Origin of the sequence: Massilia arenae (genome assembly GCF_008014745.1) — a bacterium.
GTDB lineage: Bacteria > Pseudomonadota > Gammaproteobacteria > Burkholderiales > Burkholderiaceae_D > Telluria > Telluria arenae.
Genome location: NZ_VPFD01000014.1, coordinates 54990 through 73191, shown reverse-complemented (window position 1 = coordinate 73191; position 18202 = coordinate 54990). Strand labels below are relative to the sequence as shown.

General features: G+C 53.3%; 14 protein-coding genes. 7 read left to right on the top strand and 7 right to left on the bottom strand.

What is annotated here, in order from left to right:
• Positions 1 to 603 precede the first annotated feature (603 nt).
• The 3 genes from FVD38_RS13610 (at position 604) to FVD38_RS13600 (ending at position 6804) form a co-directional block, all read left to right on the top strand.
• Positions 604 to 2463 (top strand): replication endonuclease, encoded by a 1860-nt coding sequence (locus tag FVD38_RS13610; RefSeq protein WP_187271581.1) that lies wholly within the window; start codon positions 604 to 606, stop codon positions 2461 to 2463.
• A gap of 1054 nt (positions 2464 to 3517) precedes the next feature.
• The gene (locus FVD38_RS13605; protein WP_147935297.1) at positions 3518 to 5278 is read left to right on the top strand and encodes an ATP-dependent nuclease; all 1761 of its coding nucleotides are present in this window, start codon (positions 3518 to 3520) and stop codon (positions 5276 to 5278) included.
• Entirely contained in the window at positions 5275 to 6804 is a 1530-nt protein-coding gene (locus FVD38_RS13600) for a UvrD-helicase domain-containing protein (RefSeq protein ID WP_147935296.1), read from the top strand. Before FVD38_RS13605 ends, FVD38_RS13600 begins: the two co-directional genes overlap by 4 nt.
• A gap of 352 nt (positions 6805 to 7156) precedes the next feature.
• On the opposite strand, the gene FVD38_RS13595 is transcribed toward FVD38_RS13600, so the two are convergent.
• The 5 genes from FVD38_RS13595 to FVD38_RS13575 form a co-directional block, all read right to left on the bottom strand.
• The gene (locus FVD38_RS13595; RefSeq protein ID WP_147935295.1) at positions 7157 to 7744 is read right to left on the bottom strand and encodes a flavin reductase family protein; all 588 of its coding nucleotides are present in this window, start codon (positions 7742 to 7744) and stop codon (positions 7157 to 7159) included.
• A gap of 52 nt (positions 7745 to 7796) precedes the next feature.
• On the bottom strand, positions 7797 to 8246 hold the full coding sequence (locus FVD38_RS13590; RefSeq protein WP_147935294.1) for an SRPBCC family protein: 450 nt from the start codon (positions 8244 to 8246) through the stop codon (positions 7797 to 7799).
• Between the two features lie 31 nt (positions 8247 to 8277).
• Positions 8278 to 9024 carry an SDR family oxidoreductase gene (locus FVD38_RS13585; protein ID WP_229493646.1) on the bottom strand — a complete coding sequence of 249 codons (747 nt, stop codon included), beginning with the start codon at positions 9022 to 9024 and terminating at the stop codon, positions 8278 to 8280.
• A 123-nt stretch (positions 9025 to 9147) separates the two neighbouring features.
• Entirely contained in the window at positions 9148 to 9534 is a 387-nt protein-coding gene (locus tag FVD38_RS13580; RefSeq protein ID WP_147935293.1) for a nuclear transport factor 2 family protein, read from the bottom strand.
• 65 nt (positions 9535 to 9599) lie between these two features.
• Positions 9600 to 10703 (bottom strand): alkene reductase, encoded by a 1104-nt coding sequence (locus FVD38_RS13575; RefSeq protein WP_147935349.1) that lies wholly within the window; start codon positions 10701 to 10703, stop codon positions 9600 to 9602.
• 105 nt (positions 10704 to 10808) lie between these two features.
• Between FVD38_RS13575 and FVD38_RS13570 the strand changes: the two genes are divergently transcribed.
• The 4 genes from FVD38_RS13570 (at position 10809) to FVD38_RS13555 (ending at position 15991) form a co-directional block, all read left to right on the top strand.
• Positions 10809 to 11834 (top strand): LysR family transcriptional regulator, encoded by a 1026-nt coding sequence (locus FVD38_RS13570; RefSeq protein ID WP_229493645.1) that lies wholly within the window; start codon positions 10809 to 10811, stop codon positions 11832 to 11834.
• Between the two features lie 79 nt (positions 11835 to 11913).
• On the top strand, positions 11914 to 12540 hold the full coding sequence (locus FVD38_RS13565; RefSeq protein ID WP_147935292.1) for a tyrosine-type recombinase/integrase: 627 nt from the start codon (positions 11914 to 11916) through the stop codon (positions 12538 to 12540).
• A gap of 426 nt (positions 12541 to 12966) precedes the next feature.
• Positions 12967 to 14448, top strand: a complete 1482-nt coding sequence (locus tag FVD38_RS13560; RefSeq protein WP_147935291.1) for a SulP family inorganic anion transporter — start codon at positions 12967 to 12969, stop codon at positions 14446 to 14448.
• A gap of 382 nt (positions 14449 to 14830) precedes the next feature.
• Complete coding sequence (locus FVD38_RS13555) at positions 14831 to 15991, top strand: sensor histidine kinase (protein ID WP_147935290.1); 1161 nt, start codon at positions 14831 to 14833, stop codon at positions 15989 to 15991.
• A 199-nt stretch (positions 15992 to 16190) separates the two neighbouring features.
• Here the strand turns inward: FVD38_RS13555 and FVD38_RS13550 are convergent, their stop codons facing one another.
• Both FVD38_RS13550 and FVD38_RS13545 read right to left on the bottom strand, forming a co-directional pair.
• The gene (locus FVD38_RS13550; protein WP_147935289.1) at positions 16191 to 17372 is read right to left on the bottom strand and encodes a YsnF/AvaK domain-containing protein; all 1182 of its coding nucleotides are present in this window, start codon (positions 17370 to 17372) and stop codon (positions 16191 to 16193) included.
• A gap of 24 nt (positions 17373 to 17396) precedes the next feature.
• Entirely contained in the window at positions 17397 to 17822 is a 426-nt protein-coding gene (locus FVD38_RS13545) for a YsnF/AvaK domain-containing protein (RefSeq protein ID WP_147935288.1), read from the bottom strand.
• Positions 17823 to 18202 lie beyond the last annotated feature (380 nt).

Sequence of the window (18202 nt, the reverse complement as noted above, 5' to 3'; positions counted from 1 at the left end):
AAATCTGGTCGAATTCTATAAGGAAAATAACGGGAATGGTTGAACAGAAATGAGTTTCTAATGAACACCCGTGTTTTTTCGCCAATTTCCAACAGAGTTTCAATAACATCAATTAAGAGTTTTCGATAAAACGAAATATGTTTCGTTTTAATTTGAAATAATTTTCATACTTCCTCCCGGCCAGTAGCGGCCTGCTAAATAATCAAGGTTATTCAACGAAAAATCTGGGTTTGCTCGATTTTGGGCCCAACTACGCTCAAAAAATTGCTATCGTAATTGCTCGATATTTAGGAGTAATTGCGATGAGAAATGCGTTAGTTGCCAAAAGACCCACCTTTGAAGGTTCAATTCGCCGCGCGCTCCCGGGCGCGAAATTGGCTAATGAATCAATTCAGCTAGCGTTCTACCGAATGGCGCAGTTGGAAATCCCGGGCTTAGAAGCTGCCTCAACCCGAGAACATTTCCAAGATCCTGAGTTCAACGCGTTGCCTATCCGGAAGCCAGCCATATTACGGGAAAAACAATCAAAAGCTGACCCTTGCCAACTGCCACTTGTTTTTACGGACATTGAGATGGTCGTCAGGTGATCACATGGGGCAGAAAATGAACAAGCTCGAGCTGGAAGCATCAGTTGATCACGTTACCAATGCAAATTTTCACCAGGTGCGAGGTCACAGCACTCGTATCGGTGTCGCTGAGCTAGTAGAGCAGTACCAATCCGCGCAAATTCGCGCATTGCTAAAGAAGCGTTACGGATCTGCTTACGAAAAAGAAAGTGATATCCCAAATTCCATTCGTAGGCAGGATGAGAGCGAACTGAGTGATATACGCCGCGAGGTTGCCAGGCGGGTCGCAGCGATAACTAGTGCTGAAGGAAAGATTGCTAGGTATATCGATCTAAGCCGAGCACAGATTAAGCAGCTCGCCGTCTCTATGGCCGAATTAGCGGGGGGCGACCGCGACGCCAGATTACAGGAGGCCCGGAAATTTCTTGGCCACGACATCCCCGGTTCTACACCCGAGTCCCAGTACGCCCGAATATGCAGCGCTTCATTCTGGCGTAGATGCATCACAGTCGCTGTAGACAGAAGCCGGGAACAATTTTTCCTTCGACTCGGCAAGCTTGGAAAGTCAGCGGAATGTTATGCCTCGGATCTCGGGGTGGACGCACGGAAGCAACAGCTGAATAAACAGAAAATATGGATCAGGAACACTGTGCTTGTACGTGACTGTAATCCTGCGACGCCTTGCACCTCTGTTACGAAGCGAATTCGTTTAGAAGATGTCGTAAAGACGCCAGAGCAAAAGTTCGCAAGAATTTACAGCTTCGTCAAAGCGATGGAGAAACTTGCCGAGAAATCGAAACTCAGCTCCGCCATGTTGACAATAACGCTTGAGCCGGAATGGCATCCAAACCCACAATTCGGGACAAACACCTGGAACGGAAAATCACCAAGGGCAGCACATAAATCGTTCTGTACGCGTTGGCAAGCCGTCATGCGAGATTTGCATAGGATCGGAATTCGACTTAGCGGTTTTCGAGCAACTGAACCGCATGGTGACGCCTGCCCACATTATCACACCTGGCTTATATACCGTCCCGAGCACGAAAAAAAAATATTGCTGACGGTAATGCGTTACTTTCCGTTGAAATTAAAAGTTCGAGTGCCAAATGATGGCGCAATCACCACAACAGATATTATTTACGAAAATCGAGATGATTTTGCTGCAGGGAAGTGGAGAGCATGTGCGGCCGAAGGAGTCGGAGCGCAGGTTGAACTTTCTAGGATTGATCCGGAGCGCAGTAAAGCTGCTTCTTATGTTATGAAATACGTAATGGGTACACTACCAAAAAAACTGAAGGAGAAGGCTGAAGTAATCGACGGGAGAAGCGAAGGTCACTCCGAACCAGATGATGGGATAATGCGCGTCGACGCCTACCGGGCAATTTGGGGAATGAACCAAGGTCAACTCTTTGGCGTCGCAAAGTGCCTGACCGTCTGGGATCAGTTTAGGCGTATGCAGCAGCCCCCAGCACACTGGTTTTTAAAAGAATTGTGGCTGATGGCGCGTGGTGGAAGCGCAGAAGGACGGGTTCCAAGAGGATGTGAGCAACGAGGCGACGCGTATAAATTCTTGGAGGCATTGGGTGGGCTTGATGCTTCTCGGAACGGAAAGAGAAATAGAAAAAATTACGTTATCAGTCGTTTAGTAGAGGCGGGCGTTAATAAATACGGGGATGTCATTAAAAAAACCATCGGAATAAGGCTGTTAAAAAAAGCGAATAAAAAAAAGCCCGAGAGTAATCTTAATAGCGCATCTGCTAAGAGCGTTCGGGGAAATTGTGCGAGAGTGGTGGCGACTATAAAGACAAGGCTGGACAAGTGGTCCTTCGAAACGAAGATTCCCAGCTTATTCGGGGATTTTTCGATCTCAAGCAGAACAACAGAGTTTGTCACTTAGCTAGGGCCAGAAATCGTTATTTTAAATATTGCCGGCCTAGCCGGCTATTTGTCGTTGTGCGGGTGCAAAAAGGTTTGGAAATTCATTACGTAAATAATGCGCTTTATCTTTGGTGCGGTAAGTTATCTCAAAAAAATAGGCTATTCTTTTTTTGTGCTCACGAAAAAACGATGATTTTACGGCGAATTCGAGTAAATATAAAAAAACGAAAGAAGTTTCAAAAGGAAAACTTTTCCTAGTTATCCAAGTTTGCATGGCGTGGCGTCTGCTTAGAGTCTTGACGCTCTCAAAACAAGAAGAGGTTCTGTTAGCCGCTCAAAGACGACATGATGAGCGAAAGGTCCCAAGCGCCCAACCTGTTGTGTTGCAGCAACAAAAAGAAAGTTTCTTTCGTTTTGAAATCCTGTGATTTCACCTCTCAATTGTGAATTTGGCAGCGTAAAAAGTTATGCATAATAATGGCGATTTATTGTATTTTATACTAGTAATGAGGGTCCGGTCAGCAAATTTGCGTGCCATGGTTAGAGAATTCAGTGCCATCGTTAGAGCGAATTGTGCCACTGTTAGAGAATGCGAATTGTGGATAAGTCTGGTAGATGCTAACGTAAGGCAATGAATTTTAAGGGATTTATATAGAGTTTCGATGCGCGCTGAAGTTATCCACAATTTCTCTCTAACCATGGCACCGAAATCTCTAACGATGGCACATCTCACTAACGATGGCACATTACCTCTCTACCGATGGCACCGTACCTCTCTAACGAAGGCACATCACCTCTCTAATAACGGCACAATTGACACCACTTTTCTTATTAAATTCAAAGACTTAGGCTGGGCGTAAACAAGATCTTAAGGTTTACAATAAAAACTCAAGCTGTTTTTAACGCGCGACCCCTTGAACCGCTTACCGCCAAGGTCGCGGAGTATAAGCACGTAAGAGGTTGATTTAGGGTGTCGTTTACGACAGTCCGTTGACAACTGACGGCTTGTCGCCGGCTCGAAACAGCTATAAGCTCAGCGTCAATTGGATAGTGCTTTGGGAATAAGGAGCTACATGGCATCGACAGCACGGATTCGCAAGTTAACTATCCAGCGCTTCAGAGGTATCGAATCCCTGACATGGCTTCCTGCTGAAGGTATGAACGTCATCCTGGGTGGAGGTGACGTAGGGAAAACGACCATTCTTGAAGCAATCGCTTTACTGCTTCAGCCATCGAACACTGCGGTGATCTCGGAGGCTGATTACTGGCTTCGGGACAGTACGCAGGAATTTGTCATCGAGGCTGTTATGTCGCTGCCTGACGCAAGCGAGATCGGTTCACAGAATACTTTCGTCTGGCCATGGGCGTGGGATGGGCGGGATGCTGTGGCCCCATCTGCGGACGGAGATAGCGGGGTTCCGATACTTGCTGAAGCGGTGTACCGGCTCCGCGTTCGAGGGACTACTGAATTGGAACTTGCATGGGAGGTTATCCAACCTAACGATGAGTTCACTTATTTTTCCACCGCTGTTCGACGTCATATTGGGCTGGTCCGAATGGGTGCAGACGAACGTAACGATCGGGACTTGCGTCTCGTCTTCGGGTCGGCTCTGGATCGATTGCTCGCCGACAACGCCCTGCGGGCACGCATCGGAAAGCAGGTGTCAGAGCTCGACTTGCACAATGCGCTTAATGACAAGGGCAGGGAGTCAATTAGTTCGTTGGATACGCGCATGGCAGGTGCAGCGCTTCCTAGTGATCTAAAGCTAGGACTCACGACTAGCCAAGGACTTTCTATCGGAGCGCTGATCGGTTTGCTGGCGAACAAGAATGGAGTAGCATTGCCTCTGAGCACTTGGGGAGCCGGTACACGCCGCATGGCAGCACTTGAAATTGCTTCTGTAACCGAGAAGGAATCAAGCGTCACGCTCATCGACGAAATAGAGCGTGGCTTAGAACCTCATCGTCTACGAAAGTTGATCAACATCCTGGCCGAACAGCACGGACAAATTTTCCTAACGACCCACAGCCCTGTCGCGATAACCTGCGCCGAGAATGCGGATCTTTGGTATCTGGACAGTCTTGGGACTATCGGTGCTCTACCGCGCAACAAAATCGGTCCGCAGCAGCGGCGAGACCCCGAGACGTTTTTAGCACGCGTTGCCGTCATCGCAGAAGGGCCGACCGAAGTCGGTTTCCTGCAGTATCTGTTGGAGAAGGCTTTCCAGGGCAACCCGCTCGATCACGGCGTTCGGGTCTGCGACGGACAAGGAAATGATGCAACCTTGGACCTACTTGAGACGCTCGTTTCTTCCGGACTTGTGTTTGCTGGCCTGGTGGATGACGAAGGGACCGCTCCGCAACGCTGGGCTAGGCTGAAGGAAAAGCTCAAAGAGCGTCTGTATCAATGGCCGAAAGGCTGCACTGAAGATAACGTCATCCGGGCAGTTCCCGAGGAAAATCTGATCGAACTTCTCAAGGATTCTGAGGGCGAGCTGGACAGTTACCGCCTCCGCACACTGGCCGAGCGACTAGGGCTTCAAGACAAGACGCCAGAAGCGATAGACACGGCGCTGAGAGCGGCGGACCGGAGTTGGCGCAGCCTGATCATTGCAGCCGCGACTGGGAGCAAGCACGGCGCCCCCGATGGACAAGATAAAGCTTGGAAGAAGCATTCGCAACAATGGTTCAAGTCCACCGACGGAGGGCGGGAACTAGCCGAGAGAATGGTCGCACTGGGTGGGTGGAATGACATTGAGCCGAAATTGCTGCCATTGATCAACGCGGTGCTGACGCTCGCGGGAAAGCCGGCTTTAGAAGAGCTGGATCTATGAGCGACGAGGCCGTCGCCAAGCTTCTTCGATCACGCGAGCAACTGGTCATCATCGAGGCTGCTGCCGGTTGCGGCAAGACGTTTCAAGGGGCCGCCTATGGCCATGAGGTCGTGAATACCCTTGGCACTGGACGGTTGCTGATTCTGACGCATACCCACGCCGCTTGCTCTGTGTTTGCCAGTCGTACTAAGAGTGCCGGCTCTCGCGTGGAAATTAAGACCATCGACGCTTTAATCGCGCAAATTGCACTGGCATATCACAGGCCGCTAGAACTACCCCGAAATTTAACCTCATGGGCTTGGCAGGACGGTGGAAAGGGTTTTGAGATCATGGCCGCAAAGGTAGCCGGATTTCTTCGCCATCAGCCCATGGTGGCTCGTGCACTTGCTCGACGATACCCGGTCATCATCTGCGATGAATATCAGGACTCCAGTGTTGATCAGCACGATGTGGTTATGGCTCTGTTGTGTGCTGGTGCGGCAGTCCGGATTTTTGGTGACCCCATGCAGCGGATTTACGGAGCCAAGAGCGACAAGGCTGCGCGTAGAGATCGCACACGTTGGGATGCGTTGAAGGCGCTGGGTGCAGGCGGAAAGTTGGTTATCCCTCACCGCTGGGACGGCGGCTGCTCTCGCCTTGGGAAGTGGATTATCCAGGCACGGGAGAACTTGGAAGACGGGGCGCCAATCGACCTGAGGCGAGATCTGCCTTCATCGGTCAAAATTCTAGAAGGGAACAACATATCCCTCAAACGCACTGGCTACCAACTAACCAAGCAGCACCGGGCCCCGATCGATGAAATTCTGCGAGCCAACTCGCAACTGATGATTCTGGCCTCGCAGAATGAGTTGGTGACAGCCCTCCGGGCATTTTGGTGGAGATCGATACCAATCTGGGAAGGGCACACGCGGGAGGCATTAGGTAACCTTGTGCAGGCGGTGCGCGAGGGTCAGGGGAATGCAGAAAAGCTGGCGCATGGCGTGATTGCTTTCATGGGCAGCGTCGCCGCTGGATTCAGTCCAACAAGTCACGGTGACAGGCTTATCCAAGAAATTCTCACGGGTGCAGCCCGTCCCACTATGGGGAAGCCCGCGAACATACAGACGGTCGCGCGTTGTCTTCTGAAGAACCCAACGCATACCGGAGTGTCTGAAGCGCTTTTGATGATACGCACCTTGGTGAACGAAGGCGCTGCGGGCTTTGACACAGTAAAGGTCGACCGTCGTTCTGAACTCCGTGACGCTACGCAAATCGGCCAGTTCACGGGAGTCGATGAAGGTTTTGCTGAGTTGTCGCGTATGCGCTCCTACTCTCGCCCATCTCCTCCGGAAAAGGTACTCAGCAGTATCCACAAGGCGAAAGGGCTGGAGTGCGACCACGCCATGCTGATGGCCTGCGATAAAACACAGTTCTCTTCAACTTTGTACGCAAGGTCCAAACTGTATGTTGCGCTCAGCAGAGCCAAGAAGAGCCTGACCCTAGTAGTCCCATCATCTAACCCCAGCCCTCTCCTCAAATTAAGTTGAGTACAGAATTGTATTAATACCTATTTCAGCGACGAAAAGATGAATATTGCGCTCGCAAGTGTTTCAATAGGTCATTAAAAATGTTCCGATTGGCTCAGTTCCAGTAGGTATAGTTTGTATATAATTTCAGGAATGAATCTAGGAGCCTCGCTCTTGGCCGTGAGTTTTTCAACACAATAGGTCGTTAGCGGACGCTACAATACGTCTGCTTTCGGCCAAAAGCGGACGTAGCCCATGGCGCCAAGGGTATCGGCCAGCGGAGATTAGGTTCGCTCCGCCTCGCCGTGTGACCGGTCATTACGAATTTGACAGGCACGGGTGAGGTACTTAGCCGCTTACCGTTCGCTACGCTTCAATCTTCGAGTTGCGCGCGGACGTCAGTTGCCTCACCAATAGCGTAAAAGTGACCGCCAGCGATATAGTGCAGGCTGCGCCAGGCAGGGTCGGCGGTTTCAAAATTCCAATGTCCGTCGCTGAACACCCGGTTGTCTGCCCATGCACCGACAATCTCGCCGATGAACAAGTCGTAACAATCCTGGTTGTGAGGTTCAAGTATCAGACGACAGGCGAGCCAGGCCGAGCAACCGGCCACAAAGGGTTGGTCGTGTCCGTCAATGCCGAACACTTCGACTCCACTCCGCGCGAGCTTCTCAGGCTGTTGAGACAAGCTACGATGCCCAACCTGATAAGTCAGATTGAGTTGAGCCACCGTAGGCACTTGGATCACGAAGTGACCACTGTTTTCCACAAGTTCACGCGTCTTGGCGGTCTTATCGAGAACCACGGTTAGCTTGGGAGGTGCATAGTCCAGTGCACACGCCCACGATGCCGCCATCACATTGTCGATGCCGGCGTAACGCGCCGACACCAGAACGGTCGGGCCATGGTTAATCAAGCGAAAAGCCTTGTCCAGAGGTACGGCAACAATATGGGAGTTCATTATTATTTTCTCCAGTTATTCTGGCCCGGTAAAAAGTGCCCGGAACCGTCTATCAGATTGCAGACGACTGGGCCAGATAGGCTCCTAAACTGTTATGACCGCCAACGATCAATGCGCGCATGCTCTCAAGCAGCTCGCCTTGTGGGTCTGGTTCGCGTAGGTCGAAGCGAGCCATCCACTGAATGACGGTGCTAGTCTGATCAGTGAGCGGAATCAATTTAACCGTCATCACATAATTATCGACCGGCAACGGTGCTTCTTCAAAGCAGTAGGTAAAGCTCAGTTGACTATCATCGACCGCCAATAGGCGCTCGCGCAGCAGTGCACCTCCCTGCAGTGTCAGGCGGCGAACACATCCAACCAGGCCGTCCGGTCCACCGCTTTCGATTACGCTTTCCTGGATGGCTGGATGCCACAGGCTGATGCCGCCAAATTGTTTAATCACGCTCCAGGTTTGAGCGGAGTCGGCGTCAACCACGGCGTTGTAGCAAATTGAAGTCATAGAATTCTTCTTGTCTGATTTTTTGAACGGGTCACCAATCCTGGCGAGTAGGCGAAATGATCAGGTCATTCACGGTGACGTTGGCTGGCTGGTTGAGTGCATAGGCCACAGCACGGCCGATATCTTCGGGCGATATCGCGATTTTGTTCAGCTCCTGTGCCGCTTTCCGCCCTTCAGGATCGGTGACCTTATCTGCCCAACCAGTGTTGATCACTCCAGGACTGACGGTGTTCACGCGGATGCCGTGATGCACACCGAGTTCCTTACGCATTGATTCCGTCATGGCTTGTACGAAGAACTTGGTCGCACTGTAGACGCCCGCAGCCGGCCCAACCTGATGCCCTGCCACTGAATCCATGTTGAGGATTTGGCCACTGCCCTGCCTCATCATCCACGGCAGAATCGCTGCGATAGCATTCAGGTAACCCTTGATATTGACATCAACCATTTTGTCCCAATCGTCGATCGCTACATCGGTCCAATTGGAAAACAGCATCAACCCGGCATTGTTGATCAAGATGTCGACCGATCCGAAGCTGTCTTGAGCGAACTGCGCGAGCGCGGCCATCTCGGCGCGGCTGGTGACATCGCATACATAACCATGGGCTTGCGCACCACTCGCTCTCAATTCGTCTACCATCGCTTCGACGCCTTCGGCATCACGTGCAGCAATGACGATCCTCGCCCCGTGCGTCGCAAGCTCACGCGCGCTCGCAGCACCGATGCCGGACGAGGCGCCAGTAATAATTACGGTTTTGTCTTTAAGATAATTCATCATGTTCCTGTTGATTGCTGGCAGAGGCCTGGCACCAGGGCGCACACGGCAGTGTGGGCGATGCCGCCGTTTAAACTATCGGGCGTTGGAATGAAGGGGCAGGCAAACTAACCCGCCCAAGTAACGTCAGCCTTCAAACTGGTGGTACACCTTCGCGATGACCTTCCAGTTGCCGGCGATGTTGATCAACGTGAGGTAGTCGTTGTAGTCTGCGCCGATGGCATCCTGTTCCATGTCCACACGTACGACGGCAGTAGTAGGCGTGATCGCCAAAACGTCCAGGCGCGTAGTGATCTTCGGCGCTTTCCCGTTCTGCGTGACAAATTTGTACAGGTTGTCAATTGGCCCGCCCAAGAGTTGACCATTGGTGAAACCGTACATAACGGCGTCGTCATGGAATGCCTCGGCAACCTGCTCGACGCTTCCGGCACGCAGGCCGTCCACGTATTTTTGGGCGACGGCGATGACGCTGTTGTAATCGGCTGTTGGTACGGCTTTGATATTTTTGCTCATGTGTTACTCCGGTAAGTGATTGACTTGAAAGCTGATGGACGGTGCGCCCGCCTTGGCGTAAATCCTCACAAACTGGCGACGGGCCAGTCCGTGAACCCTTTTGCACCGCCGTTGTAGTAAGACTCGCGTGGTGCGATGGTAAGGTCCTTCCCGCGACGCAGACGCTCCACCAAGTCCGGATTGGCGATGAACAGACGGCCAAATGCCACAGCGTCAATCTTTCCTTGCGCACGTCGATCGATGGCGAGATTCAGGTCGTAATTGTTATTGCCAATGTAGGGACCGGTGAACATAGCCCGCAGTTGGTCGAGGTCGACATTTTCCGGCACTGCACGGGAGCCACCGGTTGCACCTTCGACGACATGCAGATACGCCAGCTCGAACCGGTTGAGTTCTCCGATCAGGTGGCCATAGGTGTCCATGACGTTACTGTCGAGCGGTGTGTTACCAACATCTGGTGTGACAGGCGACAAACGGATGCCAACACGGTTTCCACCCCAAATGGCTACGACTGCTTCTGTAACTTCGAGCGTCAAGCGCACGCGGTTTTCCCGGGCGCCTCCATACTGGTCGGTGCGGTGATTAGTGGAGTCGCGCAAGAACTGGTCGAGTAAATAACAATTGGCCGAGTGCACTTCAACACCGTCAAACCCTGCACGCAGAGCATTTTTCGCAGCGTGTACATACTGCGCGATGATGTCGGCGATTTCTTTGGTTTCTAGCGCACGCGGCATCGAAACCGGCACGAATCCTTCAGTTGTATAAGTGCTGCCTTCGGCTTTGATCGCCGACGGAGCCACCGGTGCGCCGCCATCAGGCTGTAGTTCCACGGAGGAAAAACGGCCCACGTGCCACAACTGGCAAACAATCTTGCCGCCCGCAGCGTGAACCGCATCGGTAACCTGCTTCCATCCTGCGACCTGCGCATCGTTCCAGATGCCGGGGGTTGCGGCATAGCCGCGCCCCTGTGGCGAAATGTTAGTCGCTTCCGATACGATCAAACCAGCACTGGCGCGCTGGGCGTAGTACGTCGCGTGCAAGGCACCAGGTACCCCGTCTTCACCGTAACGACTGCGCGTGACAGGAGCCATGACAATGCGGTTTGCAGTAGATATCGCACCGAAACTGCTGGGAGTGAAGAGATCGGTAAGTAAGCTGTTGTCAAGCATCGTCATGGTTCCTCGTTAGTAGTGAAGCGCCGCAGTAAAGTTCGCTATACATCCACTTTAGAGATGATTGATAATGAAGTAAATCGTCATAAATAGAGATACCGAATGACCATAAACGACATAATTAGAAAATCGGCTCGAATGTCGGCGGTAGGTAGTGACGCCTTGGCACTGACACCAATCCACCTGCCAGGTCTCATGGCGTTCGAGGCGGCTGCCCGGCTGCTTAACTTTGCCAAGGCCGCTGCGGAACTGGGGGTAACGCCTACAGCGATGTCGCGTACGATCAAAATTCTTGAAGGACAACTCAGCGTGCGGTTGTTCAACCGCACCACACGCAGCGTCGGCTTGACCGAGGCCGGGACTGCATTAAACGCGTCCATTGCTCCGGCGCTTGCAAGCATTCGCGGCGCCCTAGCTCAGGTGAGCCACGGAGCGGATCGGCCTTCGGGTTTGCTGCGAATTAATTTGTCATACGTGGCTTATCGCATTCTGGTCGAACCGCATGTCGATGCGTTTTTCGCCGCATTCCCAGCGATCAATCTGGAGATATCGCTGGACAATCAACTCAGCGATATTGTCAGCGCCGGGTTCGACGCCGGCATTCGATTGGGCCGGAAGGTTCAAAACGATATGGTCGCTGTGCAACTCGGCGGGGTGCAACGACGTGTCGTGCTGGTAGCACCAAACTATTTTCGGGAGCGTTCGTGCCCAGAGCGGATTGAGGATCTGCTCGAGCATGACTGCATCCGGCAGCGCTATTCGTTCGGTGGCAGGCTGTTCGATTGGAAATTCCAGGTGGGCAGCCAGATGGTTCACATCGACGTGCAAGGCCGCTTAATATTCGACGACATGCACTCGGTAGTTGATGCAGCGGTTCGCGGTGCCGGGATTGCCTTCGCTTACGAAGATTTCGTGCGTCAGGAAATAGCTGCCGGATCGTTGGAGCGCATTTTGATGGAAGACAGCGCGTCAGACGACGCGTTCCATATCTATTACCCGCATCGCTCTCATATGCCCGGGAAGCTACGCGCGTTTGTCGATTTCATGAAGGATGCCAACCACCTTGCAAGCCTCGAACAGCGTGGCTCGGGTAAGGGCGCTCGTTCGTCAGGTACTGCCGTCGAATGATTGCTTTGGGTCGGGTGCTGCCGTTCTTCACTACAGTATGAGTACGCCAGAATGAGGTCCGATCCCACAGGAGGACCTCATGAAACCGAACACGCAAACACCGTCTCATCAAGCGGCCTGGAACAAGGGGAAACTGGTAGGCCAGAAGACACCGTTGAAGTTGAAGGAGATATGGGCGATCCGGATTCGCCTCCAGCTAACCGGAAAAGTCAGGGACCTTGCCCTGTTCAACCTTGCCATTGACAGTAAGCTCCGAGGCTGCGACTTACTGAGTTTAAAAGTCAGCGATATCGCACAGGGGCGCAGCATCATGCACCGTGCGATTGTGATGCAACGTAAAACGCATCGACCAGTGCAGTTTGAGGTCACTGATATCACAAGGCAGGCGTTGCTGGCGTGGATTGATCAAGCCAAGCTTTCCAACAATTCTTTTCTCTTTCCAAGCAGGGTGACAGAATCGCCACATTTGTCCACGCGACAGTACGCGCGCATCGTCAGGAGATGGGTCGAGTCGATCGGGCTCGATACTATGGCTTATGGCACACATACAATGCGTCGAACGAAAGCGACACTAATCTATCGAAGGACCAAAAATCTTCGTGCGGTTCAGCTACTTTTGGGACATACCAAGCTGGAAAGTACAGTACGATACCTCGGCATCGAAGTCGATGATGCACTTGAGATAGCTGAGCAAACCGAGGCGTAGAGCGCTGCTGCTGGCCCTGGTCGGCCGCCAACTGTCGGCGAAATCGGCTTGGCAACCACCGGCTGATTTCGGCCATTAGCGGGCATTTAGGCTTGCCTTGACTACGCCTATGTTGCAGTGCAAAATGGCGGACTATGACCAATCACTTCCGTACATCCGACACGATCTCGCGCGCGAAACACGCCGCTGATTGCGCTGGTCCATGTCTCGGTCGAGATGAGCCTTCCTACCCAGGCGTAGGTCTGCCGCGCGGTTATTTCTGTTCCGTTACTCCTCCGTAAGACACCTTCTCTCCGACAGGTTGACCGATGCCGCCTTCGGCATCGTGCTCTCAATGCTCGTTCCAGATCCCCTGTGCGTACGCATTCGCGTACCGTGCTCATTCATCTGTACTCAGCGATATCCGCTTGAGAAGAAGGTAAATTTATGTCTGTCCGAACAATTCGCCAAGACTGGTTTTCTAACATTCGCAATGACCTACTTGCAGGTCTTGTTGTCGCACTCGCACTCATCCCAGAAGCGATTGCCTTTTCCATTATTGCCGGCGTTGACCCGAAAGTTGGCCTGTACGCTTCATTCTCCATCGCGACCCTGATCGCCTTCTTCGGTGGCCGTCCTGGCATGATTTCGGCCGCTACTGGAGCAATGGCCCTCGTCATGGTTACCCTGGTAAAAGCCCATGGCCTCGACTACCTGCTCGCAGCGACGATCCTTGCCGGGGCTCTTCAAATTGCTGCGGGATGGATTAAGCTTGGCCGGCTGATGCGTTTCGTCTCACGCTCGGTCGTAACCGGCTTCGTGAATGCGCTCGCCATCCTGATCTTCCTGGCCCAGTTGCCCGAGCTGACGAACGTTTCCTGGCACGTGTACGCCGTTACTGCAGCCGGTCTGGCCATCATCTACGGCTTGCCGTATGTAACGCGCGCTATCCCGTCTCCGCTGGTTGCAATCGTCGTACTAACGGGGGCTTCGATCGCACTCGGCCTGGATATACGTACCGTCGGCGACATGGGGCAGCTCCCGGATAGCCTGCCATCCTTCCTGATTCCGAACGTGCCCTTCAATCTCGAAACCTTCCAGATCATCCTTCCATACTCGGCGACCTTAATGGTCGTAGGGCTGCTTGAGTCACTGATGACAGCCACGATCGTCGACGATCTCACTGACACCAAAAGCGACAAAAACCGGGAATGTGTAGGCCAGGGCGTAGCAAACATTGCAACCGGTTTCATCGGAGGCATGGCGGGTTGCGCGATGATCGGTCAGTCGGTCATTAACGTGAAGTCCGGTGGGCGTGGTCGGCTTTCGACCTTAACGGCCGGCGTCGTGCTCCTCATCCTGGTAGTGTTTCTTGGAGAGTGGGTCAGGCAAATACCGATGGCAGCGCTAGTCGCGGTGATGATCATGGTGTCCATCGGAACATTCAACTGGGGCTCGATCAGCCATTTGCGTGAGCACCCGCTCAGCTCCAACGTCGTGATGCTTGCTACGGTCACCGTTACTGTGGCAACCCATGACCTGGCGAAAGGCGTCCTGACTGGCGTCCTGCTGTCCGGTATTTTCTTCGCTCAGAAGGTCAGCCGACTCTTGGATGTTAGCTCCCAGATTGACGACACTGGTCGCACTCGCCGCTACCACGTGGCAGGACAGGTCTTCTTCGCTTCCTCGGATCAGCTTGTTCATTCGTTCGACTACACCGAGGCCCTGGAGAAAGTACACATCGATCTTACCGGTGCACATTTCTGGGACATCACTGCAATCAGCGCTTTGGATAAGGTTGTGTTCAAATTCCGCAGGCTCGGTGCGCAAGTAGAAGTGCAGGGCCTCAACGAAGCAAGTGCCACCTTGGTCGACAAATTCGGTGTCCACAATAAGCATGACGGTCATGATGTGCTAGTCGGCCATTAGCCTTGACACCTGCTGGTGAAGGGCTGCTTTGGGTCGGTTCCAGCCCTTCGTGACAGTCCGCGACTTTTCCGCCCTGGTGGCCTGATATGCTCAGATGAACAGCCGGATTCGGCCAAAAGCAGCCGTTCGTAAGGCGATTTAATTCCCGCTTTATTTGTAGGACGTAGGCCTCAATCTAACCGATCAACGTCGTTTTAAACGATACCGCCTCGAGTAGTCAGAATCTGCCAGTCGGCCAGCGTCGTCACATCCACTACCGGGCGCAGCTACCCGCGCCATCCTCAGTTGCTTGTACAATCCGCTATTGCTCTCTGCCAGGTGTATCCGAGCTGCTGTTCCTACCCACTTTGCGCATGCCAATTAAGCAACTCTATTCCCATATATGCTCTCAACAGACCTCACTAATGCCAAAATTCAACTGAGCGTCACTGCCCGCCAGGTTCTTGCCGTGCGAGAGGATGTGTTTGCTGAATGGGAGGGCCGAGTTCGCGCAAGATTGATCGGTGCCGCCGCCGTTGCCCACCCCATTCTGCTCGACACGCTTCCTATGTTTTATGGCAACCTTGTCGAAGCGCTCTCGCCTGCCATTGGGCGCGAAAATGCAGCCAGCAATACGTCGGCCGCAGCGGGACATGGTGCTGAGCGGGCTCGTACGACTGAGTATAAAACGGCCGAAGTAGTGCAGGAGTACCAAATCCTGCGCGATTGCCTGCACGAAGTGTGCGCATCTCGCCATGTATTGTTCACATCGGAGGAGCTGACAATCATCACGCGTTCCTTTGACCAGGCCATCCGCGAAGCAGTGTCCGAATTTGCCGCGATTCAGTCGGCGTTCCGGGAAAGGATCGCTGCAAGCCTAACCCACGACATGCGTACGCCTTTGTCAGTAATAATGACTGCTGCGCAATTGCTATCTAAATCAAGTCATAGCGACGTAATAAAAATCGCTGGAAAAATCGTCGATCAGGCGCGACGACTTGAGTCGATGCTCCAAGAACAGTTGGACGCCATTAATGCCGCCCCCGTCAAAACTGAACAACTGGAGATCAACCACTTTGATGCGCTTGAGATCGCTGGGCAGGTCGCCAATGACGCTAATGTTAGCGTGGACGCCACCGTTAGCTGCGCGGTGACAGGCAAGTCGGTGTATGGATGGTGGGACCGCAATGCCCTCTTGCGGGCATTGGAGAATTTGGTCGGGAATGCTGTGAAATATGGCAGCGGTAACCAGGTGACCATCGATGTATCGCAAGCTCATGGCCGGCTTGTTCTCTCGGTGCACAACAGTGGTAACCCTATCGATGAAGAGCAACATGATCACATTTTTCGCTTTCTCAACCGTGGAGAAACGCATCAACAAAAAGGCTGGGGCATAGGCTTACAATTTGTGCAGGACGTTGCAATACGCCATAGTGGTACCGTCGTTCTCGACAGTGCTGCCGATACCGGAACTACGTTTTCCATCGATATACCCTGCGATGCGCGCCAGTTACCGCTGCACTCGTCTTTGGCAAAACTGAGCGATAAGAGTCGCTTTTCTTGAATAATCGAGCGCGTCGCTCGCTGAGCATCAAGTAATTGCGGCGAGCTGTTCCCCCATTGCATTCTTTCAGCGTCAGGGTACTAAAAAGAAGTCGTGCCAGATGCTTACGCCCGAGCCTGCAATTCGACATGACTTAAGGCAAATAAAAAACGGCGCTGTTGCGCCGTTTTTTGTTTATATCGGAATGGCTAGCAGCGCATCAAGAGCGACGTACATCCGAATCGTTTGTCATGCGGTCCCAGCCATGACGAACTGCCGCCTTCATTTTTTCCCAAGTAGAAACGCCCCCGTGGTTACGCGTCTCCCAGTCGGTGCGCAGGTCGTTTTCAACGTCTTCCCATTGGCGACCAGCGTATTGACCCCGCATTTGCGAGCCGTAGGTGTAGGCTGGCGAATAGTCGTCGTATGCATCGCCCGCCGTCGCGTAATTGCTCTGGAAGTGGTTACGATAATAGCTGTCATCGTCGGTGGTCGCTTCGCCCAGGCGTTCGACTTCCACCTCGGTGTGGCGTACGGTGTCGTGGATCTGTTCCTGACGCTCGCTAACTTGCTTGCCAATGGTAACTTCCTCGACAATGCGGGCCGATTTCTGCACCACTGCTTCTTCGGCGGTCTCACGCATCTCGATGGTTTGTTCCTTGAACGCAGTCACGTCCGACGGGCTGATGGGTTGATCGACCACACGGCGCTGTACATCGACGTGCTCTTCGCGCAGGCCGATACTTTCATTGACCGGCGTCTCGACCACGCGCGAGTAGATACGCGCACCGCCACGCTGCACTTCACGCTTGCCGACCTTCAGTTCTTCTTGCACGACCGGGATGGTCTGGGTTCCGGTATCGCGTTGCATCGAAGCGCCGGCAGACGTGCTCTGGTTGGTCATACTGGCCGATTGGGCCGATTGGGCCGATTGGGCCGATTGAGTCGATTGGGCCGAGGTCGAATACGACTGCATGCCACTCTGGCTTCCCGCCATCATGGCGCCGGCCGATGCTGCGTGTCCAACACCGTCCGAATGCTCGTCGATATCGACCGGGCCGAAGCGTTCGACGATATCGGCGGCGCGCTCGACTTCGGACAACGAATCCGCGCTCAGCGTGACGACGTGCTTTCCGCTCGAGACGGCGCCTTCGTAGCGATTGACACGACTGGCATCGTCGTCATCGCCGAACAGGTCGCTGAAGAAATTCTTGATGCTATTGCCAATGCCGGTATCACCATCGGCGTCGGTCGTCGTCGCGGTACCGGCGGTCGTGCCGGCGCTGTTTGCGCCGCCAGACAGACGTACATCCTGGCGCGAAAAACCCGATGCCAGCAATTCGTCCAGCGCGCTTTGGGCGCTGGCATGATTATCGAATACAGCTACAAGAGTATGTTGCATGTTCATTCCTCCGTTATGGTGATGTCATGGTGTATGCGGCTTTTCGGCATCGTCGAAGCGCTCCACCTCGACTTGCTCGGCTTTGAGCGAGACGGTGTCCTGGTAGCGTTCTTCATGCCGGATGCGGGTAATGCGAAGTTCTTCCTTGATGCGCAAGCGGCGTTCAACCACCAGCACTTCTTCGAAAACCGGCACTACCAGCGTGTCGCCTTCGTAGCGGGTAGCAGGTTTATCTTCAAGCGCAACAATCCGGTCCACCGGCACACGCTCGATCTCCATCTCGTCGCGCATCAGGCGCTCGTCGATGACGACCGGCTGCTCCGAGATCGTTTTGTGGATACGAACGCCGCGCCCGGTTTCAACAATACGGGTGCCGACAGTCAGTTGCTCCTCGACTACGGGAATGCGCAGATCTTCTTGCGTAATGTTCTCGGGGATACTTCTGGACATGAATCGACTCCACATTGCGTTTGGCAGATGTAGACAAGATTACACGACAGGCCGCCATACTCCCACACCATTGCCGCTCAGATTTTTTTGTGAATAGTATGACCATTTCCTAATATAGAAAGGCAACTTCCTTGCTAAAGAAGTAAGTAGAAACTGGTTTGGAAAGGCTGCTTTGGGTCGACAGCTGCCTGTCGAGCCTGTCCGTGACTTTTCCAGCACAACAACCTGCTAAGCTGACCCAAGCGGCCGAGTTCGGCCAAGAGCGGCCATTGAACTGATCGCCCAGGCGCCTGATTGGGTGCTGAGCATTCGTTACTGTTGGCGCTCCGGGAAAAAGCTACAGCAGGCTTTTGAGCGGGCTACCACAGCACATGTCGCCT